We start from the raw sequence: 22,825 nt of genomic DNA, 5'->3' as shown, positions 1-22,825 counted from the left end.
ACATCGCCAGGCTTTGATTTAAAAAAACCGCTAATTATTAGCGGTTTTTTTTCGTCTGAAGAAACTGAACGGTATATTTTTCATCATCAATTTTCACTCCCCTGTATAATTCCTTGAGATAAAGTAACGTGTTCGGGTTACTATCAATACATCTATTCCTAATTTACATTGATCCTATGTTACTTGAAGGTATTGAAACGTTATTAGCACTTAGCCATGAAAAAACCATGAGTCGAGTGGGTAGCCAGCTTTATATCAGCCAATCTGCGGTTAGTAAGCGTATTGCTCTATTAGAAAAAAAGTTGGGGAAAAAGTTGATTGTACCTGATGGTCGCCATGTTCGTTTAACTGCTGACGCTAAAGAGCTGATTTCGAAGATTGGGCCGACTTTTCAAGAGTTACAAGGGCAAATATTTGATCAGCATACCCTTCAAGATGACACATTGATTCGATTGGATTGTTCGGAAACTTTAGTTGCAGGGTATCTGAACGGTATGATGGGGGAGTATTTGCAGCAAGATACTGCAGTGAGAATCAGTACGCATCATACTCCTCGTATTGTCGAAAGAGTGCAATCTGGTAAGGCAACGATAGGCTTTTGTGCGGGACATATGCCAGCACAGCATGGGCTTACAGCCATTCATCTTTGGGATGAGCCTTTTGTTATTGTGAGTAGAGAGCCACTTAAAGTATTGCCTAAGCAGATCATTACTAATGATTTGGCGAACCCTGCTAATCGATACCAGCTTGATATCCTTAACCAACTAGGGATCGAAGCACTCATGGAAATGGATTCTTATACCGCATCGGCACAGCTTGCATTAGGAGGCGTTGCGTCAGCTTTAGTGCCACTTTCAATTGTGAATACATTGAAGATTGAATCAAAATATTGTTTTCACTTCCCTGAACTTATCCCGCTGTTTCGCCCTGTGCATCTGTGCCTACGTCCAAATACATTTCGTAATGAAAGAGTTAAAACATTGATAGCAGCAATTGCTGGTGCTGTTCCCAAAGCAGTTTGATCGCCATCGACATCGACATAATAATCACCAATGGTTTAATCCATTTTTGACCATTACCCAATACCACTCTTGCGCCTAAACGTGCACCAATAAAGCCACCAATTGCCATGGTGAGTCCAAGCTCCCAAATAGGTAAACCTGCTAAAATAAAAAAAGTAAGCGCGGCAATGTTAGAGGTGAAATTCAGAACTTTAGTATGAGCCGTAGCTGCAACCAATGAGTAACGCCCTAGAGCAACAAAGCAAACTGCAAAAATTGAGCCTGTACCTGGACCAAGAAATCCATCATAAAAACCAACACCACCACCGACGAAGAAAGCAAAAGCCGCCTCAGATAATTTTGGTTTTTCATTAGGTTTTGGAGTGACCGATGAAAAAAGAAAATAGCCAGAAATCGCTATAAGAACAATGGGAATAATGCTCATTAGTACATCTGGTTTAATGTGTTGAACGGCCTCAGCACCAAGTGCTGAACCTATAAAAGTACATACAATTGGCAGCCACATCTCTTGAAGCTTTACTGCACCACTTCGTATGAAATATAAACTGGCAGAAAAACTTCCAAATGAGCTTTGTAATTTATTGGTAGCGAGAGCTTGAGCGGGGGTAATGCCGGCGGCTAATAGCGCAGGTAAGGTAATTAATCCACCGCCACCAGCCATGGCATCAATGAAGCCAGCAACGGCAGCAACGGCAATTAATAACGCCATAATCTCGAATGAGAGTTCCATTTTCTTTCCTTAGAAATGAATAATGGCGTCAATATATCATTGAAATTTAACTTCAATTAGTAAAAGGGTGGAAAGTTACCTATTCCTATTTTTCATTGATAAAAATGAAGCAAGATCTATATCATATTATGGAGTGTATTTTTTATCGCTTCCAGCGGCATTGGTTTATATAAATAATAGCCTTGAAGTATTTGAACATTTTGAGACGTTAAATACTCGGATTGTTGTTGAGTCTCTACACCTTCAGCAACAATGCTGACCTCTAACTGATGAGCAAGACTGATTATGCTATTAAGAATGGGAGCATTCACTGATTCCACGCCAATGGTGTTGATAAAGCAGCGATCAATTTTCAAGTAATCAAATTTAATATCCTGCAATACAGATAATGCAGTGTAGCCTGTTCCAAAGTCATCAATGGAGACTTCTATTCCTAAGGCTCTAACATCACTAAGAATAGCTCGGCCTTTTTCACTTAGAAGTTGCCTTTCTGTGATTTCGATACCAAGTACTAGATTTTCACTTTTAAACTGTTTGGCAAATATTTTGAATTTGTTTAAACACTGTTCATCAACCAAATAAGACGCAGGAATGTTGACACCTATGTGTAATTGGTTTTGATGATTAACGGTTTTCCAATCGTCCAGTGCACGCTCTAATACAAAGTCGGTAATGGTATTAATGAAGTTATGTTGTTCGGCGATTGGGATAAAAATGTCCGGACGAATAAAACCGTGTTTGGAACTTTCCCAACGTAAAAGGGCTTCTACACCCATTATTTTGTTATTTGTGCTATCGATCAGAGGTTGATAGACTAAAAATAATTCATCGGTCTTTAAGCCCCTTTTCAATGACTCAATTAAAGACCCACGGGATTCAGACCAGTATTGTAAAAGGTAGAATAGCATAGAGATACTTAACGACACCGGAAGGCCAATCAGCATGAATAAGCTGAGTTTTTCACGTTTTAATTTTGCGCTTGGTTCAATGGTTACTTCCACATTTAAGTAACTTGATTTAGCGGTCGTTGAATAAGGCTGTTTGCCTGTTGTTAAATGTGGAGGGTATGTTTTGCCACCGACAACCATTCTCAATGTTTGAATTCGATCGTCTGAGGTTAATCCCAGATGTAGATTAATATAACTTTGATCCACAACAGAAATGGCAGAACGCTGTGGATTATTTTTATCGGTGTCGATGACTAATAGGCTTCGTATTACCCCTTTCTCGTAAGGGAAATCAAATAAATACTCACCGCTGTTTATTTGGTGTGATGGTAAAAGCTTTTCTACAGAATTCGCTTCAAGCGTGGTTCTTTTTGATGAGCACACCACTTTCCCATTATCAACTATGAGCATTTCTCGTAAAAATGATTCAAATAAAAGGTCTTTTTGAATTTGCTCACAACTGGTTGCATCGTAAAGTGCTTGTTTGTTTTCATCACGCAAATCATCGATCTGCTCTTCTAACTGGCGAACATAGGCATTCGCTAAAAGGTTTAGCTCAGTATTTAAACTAGTTTTACCTAATTGAAAACATGCCATTAATACAATTGGCATAGGAATCAATAATATGAATAATATTTTTTTTATTATGGGCTTTTTTTTATTTGGCATGTAAAGCTCTGAGTATTAATTTCATTTCATTCACTTCCCATTATTGGCTCTATCCCTTTATAGAAAGTATAGAACAATGCAGCTTGAAGTAACGTCGATTTTACCGCTAAAACACAAGCGGTGATTCTATGATATTTTTCATGATTAAAATACGTTCTAACTCGATACCTACACTGTATTTACAGGATATTTACATTGGATGCATGAGAACTCAAATTACTCTTAGTATAAGGTAGCCTATATTAAGAACGCTTATATTTTTATGGAATTTATTGTTCAAGATTGCAGCTGAAACCATGATGTGAGCTAGTACATAAAAGTATTCTGAGGTAAGGTAATTGGCTCATTTCTGAAGAGTGTAACTCATGATCGGGTTGATTTTACTTCTGTTCGTTATCGGTAGCGTCATCTTTATTCATCAAGTGCTTAGTAGTTTCTGCTCGACCAAAATATTCTCCAACAAGATATCAAAAGCTCTATTTTATCTTTCGGCTTTATTTGGAACCCCAATACACGAACTCTCTCATGCTTTTGTTGCGGTGATTTTTGGCCACAAGATACAAGCCATTAAGTTTTTTCAAGCAGGAGCTGATGGGAGGTTAGGTTATGTTAAGCATCAATGGAATACTCGTTCAGTTTACCAATCAGTTGGCGTGTTTTTTATTGCGCTTGCACCTTTGTTCACGGCGTTTTTATTCATTCATCTTCTATTGAATAATTTAGCGTTTCCTATTCAATCTTTTGTATTGCAGATTGACGTTGCTACCTTACAAACTATCTCTTTTGCAGTATTAGATTATTTTTGGAATACGAGTACGCAGATTGTCAGATATAGCTTAAATTCACTAGAAAATACAATGTGGCTAGTGCTTATTTCGTTGTTATGTTTTCATTGTATTCCTAGCCGCACTGACTTTGGAAATGCCTTAAAAGGCTCAGTGATTGTTATTCTTTTATTGAGCATATTATGGGGAGTGTCATATCTATTCAATTTACATCATCAGCAATGGATGTTGGCGATGTTCAATTGGTCGGTGAATATGTCGAGTTTGATTGCTATTGTGTCATTGTTGTCAATGTTTTGGTGGCTGATCTTAACGTTACCTTCTATTGCCTTTAGAGCGTGACGTGTATCTTGGTCTGTTTATACAGTTGTTTGTATAGAGTGACTTACTGAGAGTCGCGCTTGTTACATAGCTCTAGTACTACTTATTTCGTTATTTAGAAGCTGAGAGTGCTCTTTTTATACATAATGCATGGTTTAAGGGTTAAGACATATGGTGAGAACATCCGAATGGCCTGCTTTATTAATGGGTTTGATGGCAACTTTTATTGGTGTTGGTATTTCGCGTTTTGCTTATACCCCTTTTATACCAGCGCTAGTTGAATCCAATTGGTTTTCTTCATCTGAAGCCGCTTATCTAGGGGCGGCTAATCTAGTTGGGTATTTTATTGGTGCTTTGGGCAGCCATTGGGTTTCGGAACGCTTTGGTGTGATGAGAACTATTTTGGCCGCATTTACCCTAGTGGCGCTGAGCTTAGCGTTAAGCACTCAAGTACATCCTTTTCCTTTCTTTGCAATGTTGCGGTTTATTGCAGGTGCAGCGGGTGCAGCGCTTGTCGTGGTTGCTCCTTCTTATGCACTCATGGCGACTTCCGCTGAGCGTCGGCCCATTGTTGGTTCATGTATTTTTACAGGCATAGGTTTGGGGATTCTCTTTTCCTCATTTCTCGCTCCTGTGATTGTTTCCCAAGGCTTGAGTGTTAGTTGGTCAATACTCTGCGCAATTACGGTCTTGGCAATGTTGATTGCTAGTTGGGGAATGACGCATTTGCATCGTGCTGCAAAAAATCAGCCGCCACAAGCACAAGGAGAATCACCATCTCAATCGGTTTCATTTATTATTTTATTATTGTTCCTGGCTTATGGCCTTGATGCGGCAGGATTCATTCCTCATTCGGTTTTTTGGGTAGATTTTTTAGCAAGAGAACAACACTTAGGGATTGAAGAGGCTTCTTTTCAATGGGGAGTTTTAGGCGTAGGAGCGGTGATTGGTTCTCTTTTAGCGGGTCAATTAGCGTATCGAATTGGTTGGGGGCGCTCACTTTCCATCGCCTTCTTATTGTTCACGCTTGCGATCTTGTTGCCTTTCTTCTCGACAGCGTTTTTACCTAGATACACATCTTCATTGATCGTTGGTGCGATGATCCCAGCCATTGTGACGTTAATTTCAGGTAGGCTTTCAGAGTTGGTTTCACCAGTACAGCATAAGAAATACTGGGGGAAGGCGACCGCTTATTTTGCTGCAGCACAAGCTGGATCGGGGTTGGTTATGTCAGCTTTCTATGATTGGTCGGGAAAATACCATTGGTTATTTTTAGTCGGTTCAATATTAATGTTTGCTGGCTTGATATGTATTCAAATAAGCCAAGCGAAGCAAAAACGCCAGCTAATCTGAAAGATGGAAAATAGCTTTAATGACCGATCAATTACCATGGTAAAACTGAATCTTGGATAGCGTCTTTTTAATGGTTTGGTAATAGTTCATCGATTAAACGTTCTAAACTTGAATTGATAGAGGATTTAGGCCGCATTAGAAAGTAACCTTTTCCTGACGATATATCTAAAGAATAAGGGGTCATTAATCGTCCCATCTCTAATTCTGTTTGGGCAAGAGTGATATCACCAATAGCAATTCCAAAGCCTTGAATAGCAGCATTAACCGATAAATCTAATGTGGCAAAATGTTGATTTTGTTTTGCTTTTAAATTAGCAATTTCTGGTTGTTCTGTATTTTTGCTGAGCTGCCGTAACCAAAGCTTCCAATCTGATTTTTCTGGTGTTGCATGCAGCCAGGTCATTTCACTTAAAGTATCCAATGTGAATGTCGTTATGTCTGAACAGAGGTTGGGTGAACACACTGGTGTCAGTTTTTCTTCAAATAGCAGATCGCTTTCTAGATTTTTATCCGTTGCAGGTAACTTATTTAGGTCCCCATAACCGATAGCGGCGTCAAAATGCTCAGTCGCAAAGTTCACCATGTGTTTAATGGTTGAGGTTAGTTCGACATCTATTTCTGGATGGATTTGTTGGAATTGCATCAATTTAGGGAGTAGCCAAGGTGTAATGCAACTGGGGGCTTTAAGTTTAATCGTCCGTTTGTCGTGCGATACTTGTTCTACGGCTCGTTGAATTTGATTGAGAGCCAATTCCACTAAAGGTAAAAATTCACCGCCCTTTACTGTCAGTGTTAAGCCTCTAGCATGGCGGTGGAAGAGCGTGACATCTAAACGTTGCTCCAAAGCGATGATCTGCCGGCTAACAGCACCTTGAGTTACATTTAACCGTAGCGCCGCAGCAGTAAAGCTTAACTCTTCAGCGGTGATCAAAAATGCATGTAATTCCTTCGTAGAGGGTAAGCGGCTAGGCATATTAGAGGTTTATTCCTTAGAGTTTATCGTCAATGACTTAAGTTCATTGATCTATATAGGTATGATTTTTTCTCATAGCTAGTATGCTGACTTTTCGTTTCATATTACAAGAGATATTTGTATAGAATCTATATTAACGTTATGAATGATTATTTATTTAAAATAATTGAATTTAAACTTATTTTGTTAGGTTATTAAACTGACATTATTCAGTGGAAAGGTTAGGTATGAAGTCATTAGCAGATAAGTTGGTTCCAGAGTCGGTAAAAAAACTCATACCTTATCAGTCGGCACGTCGTATTGCTCGCAATATGAATTCAGAAGGACATCTTTGGTTAAATGCCAATGAGTTAGAGTCGTGTTGTCAATATGGTGATATCAGCCAAGGCCGTAATGATCATTATAATCGCTACCCAGATTTCTTACCTTTTGACATTGCATCGTCTTACCAAGATTATTGTCAATTGCACCATATTGAGAGCAAAAATAAGTTAAGTGAGTCCGCTGAATTGATCGCAGTGCGTGGAGCAGATGAAGCAATCGATTTATTAGTTCGTACATTTTGTCAGCCAGGTAATGACCAAATTTTGGTTTGTCCTCCCACTTACGGTATGTATGAATTTTGTGCCGATTCGTTTTCAGTAAAAACAGCGATTGTCCCGTTACTCGACAACTTTCAATTAGATCTCGCGAATATAGACGCTCAGCTTGAAGATACCAGCATTGTTTTCCTTTGCTCACCAAATAACCCAACGGGTAATGTTATACATCAACAAGATTTGGTGACGTTACTCGAAGCATCAAAAGATAAATCACTGGTGGTTGTTGATGAGGCGTACATAGAATTCGCACCTCATACTAGTGCTTTGCATTTGATGAATGATTATCCGCATTTGATTGTGATCCGCACTTTATCGAAAGCTTTTGGACTCGCAGCCATTCGAGTAGGGTTCTTGATCGCAGATGCTAGCGTGATGACGTATGTTTCTCGTCTTATTGCACCGTACCCTATAGCGGATCCAAGTGCAGAAATTGCTTTAAAAGCATTGTCTGAGGCTGGTATTAAGCAGATGCAACAGCAAACTCAAGAATTGATTGAAATAAGAAACTGGTTTACTGCGCAGGTTGCCACGTTAGCAATTGTTGATACTGTGTATGAATCCAATACGAATTTCGTTTTGATCCGCTTTAAAGGCGATCACAACTTATATGATTACCTACTTAATAAAGGAATAGTTGCTCGTAGCCCTGCCAATGAGTCGAGCGTAAAAGGTTGTGTTCGCATCTCTATCGGCGCTAAAGCAAGCATGGAAGAAACGCTTGAAGCCTTAAAAAGCTTTCAATAAAAAACATTTATATTTGAAAGATCGGATCATAAAATTATAAAAAGGATTTGAAATGAAAAAATTAATAACGTTAGCCGCAGTATGTTGTTCCGCTTTATTTGTTCCTGCCCAAGCCGCTGAGCAACAGGTGGTGCGTTTAGCTTCAGATTTTACCTACCCACCTTTTAATTATAAAGATGCTAACGGTGAACCTGCAGGGTTTGATATTGAGATCGCTGCTGAATTATGTAAAGAAGCAAACTTTAAATGTGAATGGACGACGCAAGATTGGGATGGTTTAATCCCAGCATTGTTGGCTCGTAAGTCTGATGTGATCATGGCGTCGATGCGTATCACTGAAGAGCGCAAAAAACGTATTCTATTTACGAATAAGTATTACCAAACACCAGCACGGTTTGTGGCAAAGAGTGATGCTAATTTCACAATTGATAAAGCGGGCTTAACTGGAAAATCAATAGGCGTTCAAATTGGTACGATCCACGATAATTACGTGACAGAAAAGTTTGGTGATGTTGCGACTATTAAACGCTATAAAGGCCAAGATGAAGTTTATCTTGATTTAGAAAGTGGCCGCTTAGATGCCGCTTTTGGTAACGCAGATCAACTTCAACTGGCTTTTTTAGATAAACCGCTTGGAAAAGGTTTCGCATTAACTGGCACACCGGTCACCGACAAAGCGTATGTTGGTGAAGGTACGGCGTTAGCGCTGCGCAAGCAAGATACTAAACTAGCAGAAGCGTTTAACAAAGCCATTGCAGAAATTCGTCAAAATGGTACCTATGATAAAATTGCGTCTAAGTACTTTAATTTTGATATTTATGGTGACTAATAAGCTTTAGCTTCATTGGCGCTTGAAATAAGTTTACTATTCATCAATCACCGCTATCGTTGCTAAAGCAATAGCGGTGATTTTTTATTTTCCTATCTGTTTACAACTTATATTTTGGCTTCATTTTAAGTGCCACATTGACCAGAGCGATCAAGACAGGTACTTCGATTAATGGACCAATTACTCCCGCAAAAGCTTGATCGGAATTAATACCAAAAACGGCAATAGCAACGGCGATAGCGAGCTCAAAATTGTTTCCCGTTGCGGTATAAGCGATGGAAGCATTCTTATCAAAATCGATGCCCATTTTTTTACCAATGAAGAAGCTAGTAAAAAACATAACCACAAAATAAATGGTAAGCGGAATCGAGATGAGCAATACGTCCATTGGTAATTCAAAGATCATTTCACCTTTTAGGCTGAACATTAAAACAATGGTTGCTAATAAAGCAATCAGCGTAATAGGTGAAATACGAGGAATAAATACTTGGTTATACCAATCTTCACCTTTCGCTGAAACCAACCATTTCCGGCTCAGATAGCCAGCCACAAAAGGGATCCCTAAGTAGATAGCAACACTTTCTGCTATATCTATCATAGAAATGTCGACAATCATGCCTTGATAGCCAAATAGAGGCGGTAAGACAGTAATGAACAGCCAAGCCATGACGCTATAAGTTACAATTTGGAATGCGCTGTTAATGGCCACTAAGGCTGCGCCATATTCTTTGTTACCGCCACCAATATCGTTCCAAACCAGAACCATGGCGATACAACGCGCCAAGCCAATAAGAATAATACCCACCATATAACCGGGATGATCACCTAGAAACGTAATTGCCAAAACGAACATTAAGATCGGTCCAACAATCCAATTCATAATTAAAGATAATGTGATCGCTTTTTTGTCTTTTTTGACTTGCCCGAGTAGCTTGTAATTTACCTTCGCTAAAGGCGGGTACATCATTAAAATTAAACCAATGGCTAAAGGAATGTTGGTTGTGCCAATGGACAGTGTCTCATTCCATTGAGCCACCTCAGGAAAAATAACTCCGATGGAAACACCGATGAGCATGGCAGCAAAGATCCAAACGGTTAAGAATCGATCGAGGAACCCTAATTTAGGCGTTTGTGACATAATAACCTCTTCGTTTATCGTCGAAATACGATTAATGTTGTGGTGAAAATTACGATTTAATGTAAAAAGTTTAATCGATTAAAGATTTAACTAAAGCTTTAAATTCGGTGGTTTTTTCTGGGTTTATTCGATAACACATTTTTGGTGGAATGGGTTCCGCAGTAATGAAACCTGCTACTTTTAAAATTCGTAAGTGTTCAGAAACCGTTGATTGAGCAAGCCCCAATTCAGCTACGAGATCACTGTTTAAACAGCCCCCTAATTTATCTAAATTAATGAGGATTTTAAGAATACGAACACGGGCTGGGTGACTTAATGCTTTTGCCAGTAGAGCAAATTCTTGTTCTTGTTGTAAGTCGGTTGAGTTAGCTTGCAGAGCATCACAAGACGAAGAACAAGATTGAGTCATGGCAGCTTCCAATTCAGTATAAAAATATCTATCGTTAAAAGACGATTAATAATAATGCTCATAAGAAGCAAATACAATCATTTTATGGTACTGATGCCATCAAAATAAAAAACGGCACATTGTCTGTGCCGTTTTGTCGTTGAGATGTATGCCTAAGTTACCTAAGTTACTTAGGTATGAATGTGAGAATTATTTCACTAATTCAACATCTGGCATGACGAACGATTTGCTCAAAAACTCTTTATTAGGTCCGTAGAAGCGTAGCCATAGGTAAGGGCGCTTACCTTCGGTTGGGATCCAGTTAGATTCCAAGCCTTTTGGTGCTTCAGGTCCGAAGTAAAGATCAACACTTCCGTCTTCATTGAGCTTCATATTGTTCATATCAAACGTGCCTAAACCAGTGCGATCTTCAGGATTGGTAATAAAGGCCCAAGTGGCTTCATCATAAACCGTTAAAGACCAGAACTGTCTTACTGGCATATTTTTAGGTACCGTTAGCTTATACAGTTTACCCGCTTCAATTGGGTTGCCATCTTTATCTGCAACTGGAGATAAGTAAGATACCGCTGGTGTGGCGCTGACTTTCTCTGGGTAGATAGTAAAGAAGTTCCAAGCCGCAGCGCGTTGGTCAATTTGAAGCGCATTGTCCGTTTCAAAATCAAAACCACCTTTTGCATCTGGTTTCACCACATCAGCCCAGTGACGATTTGGCCAGTACAAATTGCTATTATGCATTTCCCACACCATTTTGTGCATGTAGGTATTTGCATCTTTTACCCCTTTTTCTAAAGAGGCTTTCAGATCTTCAGGTGGGTTAAATGGTTGGTCCTTTACAATACCAATACTTTCTAACATACCCATCATGGCCTTATCACGCGGTTTTACCGGCTCAGCATTGATGATATTGCTGATGTCATTTAACGTATCAAGGTTGTAATGAGGGAGTGTATCAATAGCGTATTGGAATCCATCTAAGAACTTAGTTTTAGGTGGGTTCGCTGCATCGGCAAATGGATACATTTTCAATGTTTGTGTGTATGCATAAGCATCCGCTTCAGTTGCACCATTCATACGAACCGAGCGGAATAAAATCGCAATATGGTTAGAGTTTGACTCAACGTGAATGTAACCTTTAGGAATCGCTTTGTCGTAACCCGGAGGGGTAATTAAGTATTTACCGCCTTTTCCTTTATCTGCGCCAGCAGGGCCAACATCCGCAATGGTGTGTTGCCATGCATCCATAATTTGGCCGTAAAGGCTCGACTTTTGAGTTGCCGGTGGAAGTACCAATACAACAGGGCCATCACGAAGATCAGAAAATGCCGCAATATATGGTGTTGCAGAGTTAGAGGTGATTGCCTTGTGTTTAGACACTAGCGTTTTAGAGAAGGCGAGAATAGTGTTGTAACCCGAGCCCGGTAAGTTGACCAACCCGCGACGTAAACCATCAATACCCAATGCAGGCATGGCCCAAAGAGTCGCATCAAAAGCACGTTGGTAGGCCACTTGTTGTTCTAAATTTTGGCTTTGAGCGGTAGGTTGGATTTGTGTAGTCGAGGCTTGCGCATAACTCATATTGGCGGCACCAATACTCAATGCTAGCAATGAAAGCGCCGTCACTAATCCTTTCGCTTTACGAGTTGTCGTCATACTTTTGTCCTTTTTATAGAGTATTCACAATACGGAGTTAGCCTATCTATCCCCATTGAACAAAGGAGGATAAAAGAAGCATTATTCTATCCTACACCTGTATTGATTAAAGTGTTAATAGTGAGGGGTGAACCCTATAACTTGTTTGTCATTATGTGATTTGTAAACAGGTTGGTAATAAAGGTAGTTGTTTTTACCGAGGTATGTAAGCATTTTTATTGGGAAGTTATTGAGCAATTTTGGCTAGGCATTCTAGACATTAATTATTGATAATGAATTTCAACGCTACAATCTGTAATGGATAAAGAAAGCAGGGGTATTTTGGTCGAGTATAACAATGAATAAAACCGAAATTCAGATGGAAAAAGTAACGGCTTATATTTATGAGAATTTAGATGAAGATCTGAATGTCGAGCATTTAAGTCGCATTGCTTGTTTTTCTAAATACCATTTTCACCGTCAGTTCAGTTTAGTAACGGGGATTGGAGTGTATAAATTTATTCAAGCATTACGTTTGAAGCGAGCATCGTATCAATTGGTATTTCATCCACAAATGCGGATTATTGATATTGCATTGCAAGCCAAATTTGAACATCCGGAATCTTTTGCTCGAGCGTTTCAAAAACGCTTTCAGCAATCACCGTCTGAATTTCGCATAAAACCCAATTGGATGCACTGGCATCAATGTCATCACACATTAGGAGACTCTATGTCTGATCTGAAAAACTTACCTCAAATAGAAGTGAATATTGTTCATTTTGATGAAACCATGCTCGCAGTAAAAGAGCATCACGGTTCACCAACATTATTAAACCAATCCATTAATGAGTTTATTACTTGGCGTAAAAGTACTGGGCTTTCACCGATTGAACGCTACCGTACTTTTGGTGTGGTACTGGCTAATCCTCACGATACGCCAGAAGACCAATTTCGCTTTGATATTAGTGGCGAAGTCACACAAATTATTCCCGACAATGAATTTGGCATTGTGAATAAGTCGATTTCCGCAGGGCGTTGCGCGGTGGTTCGCCACTATGGCTCTCATGATCAACTGGATAATAAAATTTATGCGCTTTATCGTGACTGGCTACCACAAAGTGGAGCATCGCTACGTGATGCACCACTATTTTTCGAATATAAAAACTTCTTTCCTGAAGTATCAGAGCATGAGCTCGTGACGGATATATATTTACCGATATGTTAATGGCTGTGCTGAGGGCGTTAACTCAAAGAGGGTATAAATAGTTTGATTAAAATGGACTGTCTTTTTTCAATTCATTACAAATGTCTACAATGGCGAGTGATAAACCAGATTTAATCACTTGCTGTTGGCGTTGCAGTTGAAGCTGATAAAACCCGAGATCAATATCATCATCAGGTTCTGTAATTTGAAGGGGGACCATGCTCATTTTATTGGCTAAATGAAGGTTTTTTATGGTTTCTAAAATGATGGGGTCAGTAAATTCATATTCTAAGCCATCACTATTAAGTTTGTTTTTTAGTTTGATCAGATCTTCAATATCGTGGTAAATCGCATCAGGTAATACACCTAGCCCAAAAAGGAGCTTAAGCCTGACGGCAAGATCGCCTAAAGGGCCAGAGTCTTGCAATAAAGGACCGACAACCGATTGCACCGCAAAGTTATCTTTACGGAAAATTCGATTGATTAACGCATCAATAGATTCATTGAAAATACCCACCGTTTGGATGAAGAACCCCCTCACCGTTGGCGTGTTATTTAATCGTTCAATGATCTCTGTTTCGTTAAGTTCTTCGGTCATAAATTAGTCTAATTAGTGGAAATACCAAGATAGAAAATCTAACTCGTTATATTGATGCCTTAAAACAAGGCACCAATTTAGGGTTTATTGCTTTCTAATTACAGTTGCTTGTAGATATGTTCAATTTTTTGCACTTCAAGGCTATCTTCATCAAGCCCAGTATAATGAGCGAGAGTTTTTTTAATACCTTGATCTTGAATCGATTTTTGTAGTTCTATTGCTTGTGGATCAGTTTCATTGTGATATTTACAAGCCGCAGCAATACCTTTTAATAAAGTGTCATTCTCGGTGCTGAATTCGATTGTACCGAGTAATGGTTTGATTAATCTATCATTAACGCCTAATTTCCGAATTGGCTGACGTCCAACACGATCAACCTCATCCACTAAATAAGGGTTAGCGAAGCGGTCTAGAATTTTATTGATGTAAGCGGCGTGTAATTCAGGGTCGAAATTATAACGTTTAATTAAGACTTCTCCACTTTCTTGCATGGCTTGTTTTACATCAAAATAAATTTCTGGGTCTTCAATGGCTTCACGAATAGTTCTATGACCTTTTAGGCAACCTAAGTAAGCGGTAATACAATGACCGGTATTTAAGGTGAACAGTTTACGTTCAACAAAGGCCATGAGGTTATTGGTTTTTTCCATACCAGCAATATCCGGAATGTCACCTTTAAATTGGCTTTCATCGACAATCCATTCACTAAAGCTTTCGACCGTGACTTCTAATGGGTCATCATTTGCCGCTTCTGCTGGTGGCACAATACGGTCAACCGCGGAATCGACAAAGCCAATTAATTCATCAGCTTTAGCATGTAAGCTATCATCAAGATATTTGTACACTTCACCTTTTAGATGAGTGGTGCCTCGAACCATGTTTTCGCAAGCGATTACGTTAAGTGGCTTATCATTACCTGCTTCAAAGCGTTTGGTTATGCCTGTCGCAATGGTTTTTGCGATGATATCTAAGACATTTGGACCAACAGCGGTTGTGACAAGGTCTGTATGAACAATACGGTCAATCACATCATCGCTAGCAGAATTCACCGCTGTGACGTGGCTTACGGTATCTATTTGGCACTTAGAGCCAACCACTTTTACTTTGTATTCTTGTTTATGACTGATTTGGTCAACGAGTGGACCATTTACATCTGCAAAGGTGACTTGTACATCGGCATCAGCCAATAATTTACCAATAAAGCCACGACCAATATTACCTGCACCAAAATGAACTGCATTTTTCATAATTACTTACCTACCAATATGAACCAATAACTAACTGAAGTTTGGGTGAGGCCAGACGTATAGGGGAAACGAACTGACCTCGTTATTTCTTGCCTAATTAGGCTGCTTCATGACCTTGTAGAATTCTTAATACGTCTTCAATTTCTGTGGTCGTGGTTAGTTTCTCGATGGCATCTGGATCATCAAGGGCGTTAGTAATTTTGGTAATAACTTGAATGTGTTCATCATTTTTTGCTGCAATACCGATAACCAATTTAGCAATATCGTCTTTATCTTCACCAAATTGAATACCAGCTGGATATTGGCAGATAACGATACCGGTTTTCAGTACTTTGTCTTTTGCTGCAACCGTACCATGAGGTACTGCAATAGATTCACCTAAGTAAGTTGGAACCAGTTTTTCACGCTCAAACATGGCATCGACATATTCTGGCTGTGCATAACCCAGTTCAACTAATTGATTGCCAGCAAAACGAATCGCTTCTTCTTTATTAGCTGCTTGCAGACCAAGATGAATGTTTTTGCGTTCAATGTTGAAGACAGAAGGGGCTTGGGCTTCAAAGCTTTCATCATTCGCAGCAAGTACTGACATTTTAACGGCTTGGTTATCATTGGCCGCTTCTGGGCGCTGTGCTGCTAACAGTTTTGTCACAAGTTGGTTGTACATTTCACTGTCTAAAAAGTTGACCAATGATACGTGGTAAGCGTTTGGAACGTGCTTGCGAGCGCGGTCTGTTAAATCTTTATGAGTGATCACTATATCAACTCCTTCTTGCAAATTATTAATGGCTAAGTTAGTTACGCTGATGTTCAGTCCAGCTTGTTGGACTTTTTTACGTAATAAACTCGCACCCATTGCACTTGAACCCATACCTGCATCACATGCCACAATAATGTTGGTGACGTTCGCCATATCAATAGTGCCGCTTTGATTCACAGTAGAGTTATTCGATGCGGTAACGTTGTCGCGCTTCGATCCCGCTTTCATATCTTTCATTTGAGAGGTGGCTTTTTCGAGAGAATCTTTGTCGCCATCTTCATCCGTTGTACGCTGAGATTTCATTAAAATAGCGGCAACAGTGAACGATACAATCGTGGCACCAAAGATCGAGCAAAGAACACCAATCATTGAGCTTTTTGGCGTCATCAATAAGATGGCAAAAATAGAACCTGGAGAGGCGGGAGATACAATGCCAGCATCAAAAGCGGTGAGGATAAATACACCCGTCATACCACCGGCAATTGCCGCCAAAATTAAACGTGGGTTCATTAAAATATACGGGAAGTAAATTTCGTGAATACCACCAAAGAAATGAATGATCGAAGCACCACCAGCCGTTTGTTTAGCTGTGCCTTTACCAAAGAACATGTAAGCCAATAAGATTCCTAGACCTGGTCCTGGATTTGCTTCAATTAAGAAGAAAATAGATTTGCCAGTATCGGCTGCTTGTTGGATACCAAGTGGTGAGAAAATACCGTGGTTAATCGCATTATTTAAGAAGAGAATTTTTGCAGGCTCAACGAAAATAGAAGTTAAAGGTAGTAAGTGAGCATCAACTAAGAAGTGAACACCTGCGGCTAAAACACCCGATAAGACTTTAACGAATGGACCAATTAACATAAAGGCAATGATGGCGCAGATCATACCGATAATACCGGCTGAGAAGTTATTCACTAACATCTCAAATCCACTTTTTATTTTACCATCCACGCGTTTGTCGAAGGTTTTGATTGCCCAACCACCCATAGGACCAACAATCATTGCTCCCATGAACATTGGAATATCGGTTCCGACTATTACACCCATTGTTGTGATTGCGCCGACAACTGCACCACGTTCACCACCGATTAATTTACCCCCGGTGTAACCGATCAGTAGTGGCAGTAAATAAGTGATCATAGGGCCAACCATGGAAGCTAATGTTTCATTTGGCAGCCAACCGGTTGGAATAAATAAAGCGGTAATAAAGCCCCATGCGATAAACGCACCTATGTTAGGCATTACCATGTTAGAGAGGAAACGACCAAAATTTTGTATCTTGATCTTAGCATCAGGTGATATCATAACGACTCCCGTTTGATGTTCTTAAATTATATTGTTGTTGTAATACGGTTCGCAAAAACCGCTGATTGCTTAGTACCCAATTAATTTACCACACAATTTAGAAATAGAACTGATAACGGGTTTTTCGTGATCTGCATCAAGCTAATATCACAATGCGTAACAAATAATGCGATCTGGTTAACGTATTTAATCTGTAATTTTCCTACAAATATTCATTTCATATTTTCATCTAGAATTAATGGTGATCAATGTCACATTTATTAATTTTATTAAGGTATATTTATTGTGATCCGCATCACTTAACTAGAATTAATCATCCGTAATGAAAATATATTAGTGATCCAAATCACTACGCTGAATTTATTTAGTTCTGTGAAATAATTCACTATAGAAATGGTTGCTTCTAATGTAATTAAATAACATGATGACCCAGCACGATACAATCTAATACTTTAGGGTTATTTCTGGCTTTGGAGGAAAAAAAATCCCTGCGTATAGGGATAGGCAGGGAGTGGCTTATTATACCCATGTAGGGCTGATGCGAATCAGAAGCACAATAAATAAACTGTAGACCGAGATAGCAAAGCAAAGGTATTAATTAATGGTGAACCTTCGGCCTATGTTTTAGTATTGATGAAACTTACCAGATTGATAATCATGAATTGCTTGGTCGATCTCATCCATTGTATTCATAACAAAAGGGCCATAATGGACAACGGGCTCATTGATAGGCTCACCGACAAAGATTAGCACTCCAGTCTCGTTACTTGCTTTAATGTGTAAGGTATCTTCACCTAGTTCTATTGTTTTTGATGCAGGTAAAACAGCGAAATCGGTTTGTTTTAACGCTTTCCCCGCGATATTTGCAGCGCCTTGGTACACATACACCAACGCGTTATGCTGATTTGGAAGGGTTATGACGATCTCTTCCCCAGCTTGCGCTTTCCAATTGGCAACCGTTGCCGGCACACCTGTATCCGTTAGTGGCCCTTGAAGTATCTCAGTACCAATTTTTAAATCTCCAGATAATACGCGGATTAGGCTTGCGTCATTCAGTGCCTTTTCAGTAATGCTGTCAGGCTGGAAATCAAAATACTTTGCTGGTTTCATTTTGTCGCGCGCCGGTTGGTTTATCCAGATTTGAAAACCATGCAATTGGCCATCTTCCATGATAGGCATTTCACTGTGGATCACGCCTTGACCGGCTGCCATCCATTGCGCACCACCACTGCGTAATTCGCCCACATTACCCATATGATCTTTATGTTGGAAATGGCCATTCATCATATACGTTAAAGTTTCAATACCTCGGTGAGGGTGAGGTGGGAAGCCGCCAACATAATCTTTGCTTTCGTCTGATTTCAATTCATCGACCATTAAAAAAGGCGAAAAATGTTTGTTGTTAAAGCCGGCTACTCGGCGAATTTTTACGCCGTCGCCATCAGAGGTGGCTTGAGAGTGCAACACTTGTGTAATTTGACGTTGATTTGAATGAGACATAATCACCTCGACTTCCTACATTAAGTATAGTCACTGTGCATGCCGCTGCCGATTTATTGGCTAGGCTGCGACAATGCCAGTGAACTTTGTTATCAGCGATATTAGAGGAGTTATTGATGCTTGATGACTCACCGTGGTGAACCAACTTGTTCGAAAAAATTGAATGATGTGGTTTAGCCAAAGCGTGCCTTGTGGCAAAGTTTGCGATCTACACCAAGGAATCCATTGATTCAATGAGTGAAATATCATAGCTTGTCATTAGATACCCTGTAATAAGACCATTATTATCAATGCACATGCAGGCGAAAAATATAAAAATAATAACGATATTCTATAAATATTACGGAGAACAGGATGTTCAATTTCAAGAAAAAAATGCTTCTTTCTGCTGTCGGGTCTTTCGTTGCTTTCTCTTCACTTTTTAGCCTCAATGCAGTTGCTCAAGATAAAGAAATTACGGTGGGTGCGTTGCGCTTTACCAGTCATGCTGCCACGTTTGTTGCCGTTGAGCGTGGCTATTTTAAGCAGCAAGGTCTGGATGTTAAATTAAAATTCTTCCAAGCAGCGCAACCCATGGCTGTTGCAGTGGCCTCTAAAGATGTCGATTACGCCGTCACGGCGATGTCTGGTGGATTGATTTCATTGGCTGATAAAGGGGCGATTAAGATCATAGGCGGCTCTTTATCCGAAGATCCTAATGTCGATGGGCAAAAAATCGTCGTCTCAAATAAAGCCTTTGAGTCAGGCGTGACCGATCCATCGAAATTAGATGGTAAAACATGGGCCATTTCCCAACAAGGTTCATCCTTTCATTATGTTGGTTCTCAAATTGAGCAACAAGAAGGCGTTAACTTAAAATTTAAGCCATTGCAAAAAGTGGGTGCAATCATTGGTGCGTTAAAATCTGGCCAAGTGGATGCATGGTCTATTGTGCCGCATATTGCAAAACCCTTAGCAGACAGTGGCGCCATTCATGTGATTGGCAATGTGTCTGATTACTTACCGCACTACCAAGTCACGACCATTTTCACTTCAACAACCAACGCAGAGCAAGAGCGCGCGCAAACTCAAGCTTTCCTAACAGCATTAGCCAAAGGTGCGGCTGACTACAATGCTGCGATGATTGATAAAACGGCGGGTCAACAAGGCCAAGACGACATGGTGAAATTAATCCATAAATACGTTTATACCGACCGCCCGTTAGAGAAAGCAGCGCCAAGCATTATCAATGGTGCAATGCGTTTGAATAAAGGTAATTTCTTAAACATGGCTTCATTGCAAAATCAACTGGATTGGTTCCAACAAGGCAAAATGGTCAAAAGCTCAATTAAACTCAGCGATGTGGTGGATAGCAGTTATGTTGAAACCAATAACACAGAAGAAAAAGCAAAGTAACCAAGGAATAGTATGAATTTAAGTATTGAGAAACTTGGTCACTCGTATGCACAAATGGAAGTGCTTAAAGATATAAACTTAGATATTCCTACCGGTAAAATAGTGTGCATCGTTGGCCCTTCCGGTTGTGGTAAATCCACACTACTGCGCATTATTGGAGGGCTTGAACAAGCAACCACTGGTCAAGTTTTGCAAGTCGGTGAACCACCCAAAGATTGTTTAAACCCTCTTACTTATGTGTTCCAAGACTTTGCTTTATTGCCTTGGCGCACAGTGGAAGGCAACATCAGTGTGGTGTTGGAAGATCATAAATTATCGAAATTACAATCTGAAACCATCATTGCGGATGTATTAGCCAGAACCAATTTAAGCGACTTTCGTAAAGCTTTGCCTAAGCAGTTATCAGGCGGCATGAAACAACGAGTGGCGATTGCTCGTGCGTTGGCGGTAAAACCGGCTGTGATGCTTATGGATGAGCCATTATCGGCATTAGATAGCCAAACCCGTGAATTATTAATGGATGATCTGGTGAACTTATGGACGACCACGCCTTTTACGGCAGTATATGTGACGCATAACTTAAATGAAGCGGTACGTTTAGGGCATAAGATTGTGGTGCTTTCTCGCCGCCCGGGTTGTATCCATGAAGTGGTGGAAATTGATACCCCATTAAATGAGCGTCATGCCGATGATGTTGAACTTGCCAAAAAACAAACCTACTTATGGAACTTGATGCGTGATGAAGCAATGGCCGCAGAAGGGGAGTTGATCAATGAATAGTCCTTCTAAACAGCCGGTTCCTTTTCGTGGCGGCGGCTTTGCTCCTCAACCAAAAGCTTGGGTTGGTGTGGTTGTTTTTATTGTACTCATTGCCTTGTGGGAAGTCGGCTCCAGAACCGGCTTTTTATCACCACTGACCATGCCAAGGCCGTCTAACGTGTGGCTCACTTTTGTGGATTTATGGCAAAGCGGTATGTTATGGCAACAATTGCTGCCGTCTTTAACGCGATTAGCAGTAGGGGCCAGCGTCGGCGTTTTAATTGGGATCAGTTTGGGGTTAATGATTGGATTATTCTCGCTAGCAAGAGCGGGGCTCGTTCCTTTAATTTCTGCGCTTTTCCCCATCCCTAAAATTGCCTTATTGCCTCTTTTTGTGATTTGGTTTGGGATAGATGAAGCCTCTAAATACGCATTAATTGCCTTTGGTACTTTCACACCAACCGTGGTAGCGACTTATGGCGCAGTGGATAATGTGGATCGCTCATTGATCCGCATGGGGCAAAGCTTTTCGATGTCGTGGTTCTCGATTGTACGTAAAATCGTCTTACCGGGCGCGATGCCGGGAATTTTATCGGGCCTACGCGTCAGCTTAGCTATTGCGATTATCTTGCTGGTGGCGGCAGAAATGCTTGGCGCAGAATACGGCATCGGTGCCTATATCCTGCAAGCCGGTTCTTTATATGATCTAGAGCGTTTGTTTACAGGGGTCGCAATACTTTCACTACTTGGCGTGATTATTAGCTTTGTAATTGGGCAGTTAGAAAAACGGCTGTTGAAATGGCGTTAGAATGAAGATACATACCCACGAAAATTTTTATTTCGTGGGTATTTTTTTGAGGTTTTTTGGACAATACCGATTTTACTCATTGAACAACTGACCAACAGTTTTCATTGGGATAAACATTCTTACACGACCGTTGATTTCACAAAGAACTTCGAAACCATATTTTGCGTAGAATGACTCTGCTTGCTCAGTTAAACAATCAACAACAATGGCATAAGCTCTCATGTGTGAGTTGATTTCCCAAAGATATTCTAGGGCTTTAATTAAGCTAACTTTACCTAACCCACTGCCATGAAATTCTTTATGAACCGCAAGTTGTGCTAAAAGGAAAACAGGAATTGGATAGCGTGGTAATTTTTTGGCCATAACTTGTGGCAGCGTATCACGTCTAATTGAACTTGGCGCAATACTATAAAATGAACAAATTGGATATTTTTGATTGGGTAACTGCATTGAAGCAGGTAAAACCATCGTTCGGCTAATACCTGCTTGCATATGTTTAGCTGCCTGAGTTTGGATAAAATCGTTTAACGCTTTTTCTCCACAGTCAAATGATGCTCTATCGTGCTGCGATTTATCCAATTCTTTAAAAGTTTTGGAATAACTCACTTAAAGTCACCATTTTTAGTAAATGTGGCAGCCTCACGTAATGCTTTATTCGGAGCCTTAGCTTCATCACAAGCATTCATAAATTGGTCAAACACATTTGCTTCAACAGTGATGCTTTCATATTCAGAAATCACTTGAGTTGAATCTTCGTCCATTAATCGAACAACGTATTCAGTTAAGCTTTTTAAACCAAGTAAAGCTGAAGCTTTCTCCGCCTTAGCTTTGATTTCTTCATCCAAGCGGATATCAAGTCTTGCCGTCGCCATAAAACCTCCAGTTGTACGGAGTTATTCCGTAATTGAAATGAGTATAAGATTTAAACAACCAAAGTGCAATGTGTACGGAATTAGTACGTATTTATTTTGAGTGAGATGTTGTTTGAGTGTTGAAAAAAGGTTATTCGGCGAAGTCTGAGTGGCGATTTCCCTACAAATCCAATATGACAATGAGCCACTACTGGTAGGAGCCCCGTCACCCCGCACATGAGCCTAG

21 protein-coding genes are annotated in these 22,825 nt (G+C 40.1%); 9 read left to right on the top strand and 12 right to left on the bottom strand.

The annotated features are described in order from the left end of the window. Positions 1-176: 176 nt before the first annotated feature. Entirely contained in the window at positions 177-1,022 is an 846-nt protein-coding gene (locus A1QC_RS14860; protein ID WP_017024826.1) for a LysR family transcriptional regulator, read from the top strand. Here A1QC_RS14860 and A1QC_RS14855 read toward each other — a convergent pair. Further along, positions 973-1,752: a TSUP family transporter gene (locus A1QC_RS14855; protein WP_017024825.1), complete on the bottom strand. Its 780-nt coding sequence runs from the start codon at positions 1,750-1,752 to the stop codon at positions 973-975. The genes A1QC_RS14860 and A1QC_RS14855 overlap by 50 nt on opposite strands. 116 nt (positions 1,753-1,868) lie before the next feature. Then, positions 1,869-3,311, bottom strand: a complete 1,443-nt coding sequence (locus tag A1QC_RS14850) for an EAL domain-containing protein (RefSeq protein ID WP_050990319.1) — start codon at positions 3,309-3,311, stop codon at positions 1,869-1,871. Positions 3,312-3,733: 422 nt separating this feature from the next. Here A1QC_RS14850 and A1QC_RS14845 point away from each other — a divergent pair, with 422 nt between their 5' ends. Together A1QC_RS14845 and A1QC_RS14840 are read left to right on the top strand one after the other, a co-directional pair. Next, the gene (locus A1QC_RS14845; protein WP_017024823.1) at positions 3,734-4,495 is read left to right on the top strand and encodes a hypothetical protein; all 762 of its coding nucleotides are present in this window, start codon (positions 3,734-3,736) and stop codon (positions 4,493-4,495) included. 150 nt (positions 4,496-4,645) lie between these two features. Next, positions 4,646-5,827: a YbfB/YjiJ family MFS transporter gene (locus tag A1QC_RS14840; protein ID WP_017024822.1), complete on the top strand. Its 1,182-nt coding sequence runs from the start codon at positions 4,646-4,648 to the stop codon at positions 5,825-5,827. A 67-nt stretch (positions 5,828-5,894) separates the two neighbouring features. Here A1QC_RS14840 and A1QC_RS14835 read toward each other — a convergent pair whose 3' ends face one another. Further along, positions 5,895-6,800 carry a LysR substrate-binding domain-containing protein gene (locus A1QC_RS14835; RefSeq protein WP_017024821.1) on the bottom strand — a complete coding sequence of 302 codons (906 nt, stop codon included), beginning with the start codon at positions 6,798-6,800 and terminating at the stop codon, positions 5,895-5,897. Positions 6,801-7,027: 227 nt separating this feature from the next. Between A1QC_RS14835 and hisC the strand changes: the two genes are divergently transcribed. Continuing rightward, entirely contained in the window at positions 7,028-8,146 is a 1,119-nt protein-coding gene (gene hisC / locus A1QC_RS14830) for a histidinol-phosphate transaminase (RefSeq protein WP_017024820.1), read from the top strand. A gap of 52 nt (positions 8,147-8,198) precedes the next feature. Then, positions 8,199-8,975 (top strand): ABC transporter substrate-binding protein, encoded by a 777-nt coding sequence (locus A1QC_RS14825; RefSeq protein WP_017024819.1) that lies wholly within the window; start codon positions 8,199-8,201, stop codon positions 8,973-8,975. Positions 8,976-9,075: 100 nt separating this feature from the next. Here the strand turns inward: A1QC_RS14825 and arsB are convergent, their stop codons facing one another. From arsB to A1QC_RS14810, 3 genes are all read right to left on the bottom strand, one after another. Continuing rightward, positions 9,076-10,113, bottom strand: a complete 1,038-nt coding sequence (gene arsB, locus A1QC_RS14820; RefSeq protein WP_017024818.1) for an ACR3 family arsenite efflux transporter — start codon at positions 10,111-10,113, stop codon at positions 9,076-9,078. A gap of 70 nt (positions 10,114-10,183) precedes the next feature. Further along, a complete protein-coding gene (locus A1QC_RS14815) occupies positions 10,184-10,522 on the bottom strand; it encodes an ArsR/SmtB family transcription factor (protein ID WP_017024817.1) in 339 nt (112 codons plus the stop codon). Positions 10,523-10,711: 189 nt separating this feature from the next. After that, positions 10,712-12,172, bottom strand: coding sequence for a DUF1254 domain-containing protein (locus A1QC_RS14810; RefSeq protein ID WP_017024816.1), 1,461 nt, complete (start codon positions 12,170-12,172; stop codon positions 10,712-10,714). Between the two features lie 337 nt (positions 12,173-12,509). Here A1QC_RS14810 and A1QC_RS14805 point away from each other — a divergent pair, with 337 nt between their 5' ends. Then, positions 12,510-13,376: an AraC family transcriptional regulator gene (locus A1QC_RS14805; RefSeq protein WP_017024815.1), complete on the top strand. Its 867-nt coding sequence runs from the start codon at positions 12,510-12,512 to the stop codon at positions 13,374-13,376. Between the two features lie 46 nt (positions 13,377-13,422). Here the strand turns inward: A1QC_RS14805 and A1QC_RS14800 are convergent, their stop codons facing one another. The 4 genes from A1QC_RS14800 to A1QC_RS14785 form a co-directional block, all read right to left on the bottom strand. Next, positions 13,423-13,953: an MltR family transcriptional regulator gene (locus tag A1QC_RS14800; protein WP_017024814.1), complete on the bottom strand. Its 531-nt coding sequence runs from the start codon at positions 13,951-13,953 to the stop codon at positions 13,423-13,425. Between the two features lie 98 nt (positions 13,954-14,051). Next, positions 14,052-15,200 carry a mannitol-1-phosphate 5-dehydrogenase gene (locus tag A1QC_RS14795; protein ID WP_017024813.1) on the bottom strand — a complete coding sequence of 383 codons (1,149 nt, stop codon included), beginning with the start codon at positions 15,198-15,200 and terminating at the stop codon, positions 14,052-14,054. Positions 15,201-15,297: 97 nt separating this feature from the next. Then, positions 15,298-17,265 (bottom strand): PTS mannitol transporter subunit IICBA, encoded by a 1,968-nt coding sequence (locus A1QC_RS14790; protein WP_017024812.1) that lies wholly within the window; start codon positions 17,263-17,265, stop codon positions 15,298-15,300. Positions 17,266-17,889: 624 nt separating this feature from the next. Beyond that, the gene (locus A1QC_RS14785) at positions 17,890-18,765 is read right to left on the bottom strand and encodes a pirin family protein (protein ID WP_017024811.1); all 876 of its coding nucleotides are present in this window, start codon (positions 18,763-18,765) and stop codon (positions 17,890-17,892) included. Between the two features lie 354 nt (positions 18,766-19,119). Here A1QC_RS14785 and A1QC_RS14780 point away from each other — a divergent pair, with 354 nt between their 5' ends. Genes A1QC_RS14780 through A1QC_RS14770 form a run of 3 tightly spaced genes read left to right on the top strand, consistent with a single transcriptional unit; the run spans position 19,120 to position 21,727 of the window. Next, positions 19,120-20,160 carry an ABC transporter substrate-binding protein gene (locus tag A1QC_RS14780; RefSeq protein WP_017024810.1) on the top strand — a complete coding sequence of 347 codons (1,041 nt, stop codon included), beginning with the start codon at positions 19,120-19,122 and terminating at the stop codon, positions 20,158-20,160. Between the two features lie 12 nt (positions 20,161-20,172). Continuing rightward, positions 20,173-20,940 carry an ABC transporter ATP-binding protein gene (locus A1QC_RS14775; RefSeq protein ID WP_017024809.1) on the top strand — a complete coding sequence of 256 codons (768 nt, stop codon included), beginning with the start codon at positions 20,173-20,175 and terminating at the stop codon, positions 20,938-20,940. Beyond that, positions 20,933-21,727, top strand: coding sequence for an ABC transporter permease (locus A1QC_RS14770; protein ID WP_017024808.1), 795 nt, complete (start codon positions 20,933-20,935; stop codon positions 21,725-21,727). Before A1QC_RS14775 ends, A1QC_RS14770 begins: the two co-directional genes overlap by 8 nt. A gap of 72 nt (positions 21,728-21,799) precedes the next feature. On the opposite strand, the gene A1QC_RS14765 is transcribed toward A1QC_RS14770, so the two are convergent. Both A1QC_RS14765 and A1QC_RS14760 read right to left on the bottom strand, forming a co-directional pair. After that, positions 21,800-22,333, bottom strand: a complete 534-nt coding sequence (locus A1QC_RS14765; RefSeq protein WP_017024807.1) for a GNAT family N-acetyltransferase — start codon at positions 22,331-22,333, stop codon at positions 21,800-21,802. Next, positions 22,330-22,599: a DUF1778 domain-containing protein gene (locus A1QC_RS14760; protein WP_017024806.1), complete on the bottom strand. Its 270-nt coding sequence runs from the start codon at positions 22,597-22,599 to the stop codon at positions 22,330-22,332. Before A1QC_RS14760 ends, A1QC_RS14765 begins: the two co-directional genes overlap by 4 nt. Between the last annotated feature and the right edge of the window lie 226 nt (positions 22,600-22,825).

Origin of the sequence: Vibrio rumoiensis 1S-45, assembly GCF_000286955.2 — a bacterium.
Classification (GTDB): Bacteria; Pseudomonadota; Gammaproteobacteria; order Enterobacterales; family Vibrionaceae; genus Vibrio; species Vibrio rumoiensis_A.
Note: the sequence above shows the minus strand (reverse complement) of the source record. Positions and strands in the feature narration are given on the sequence as shown.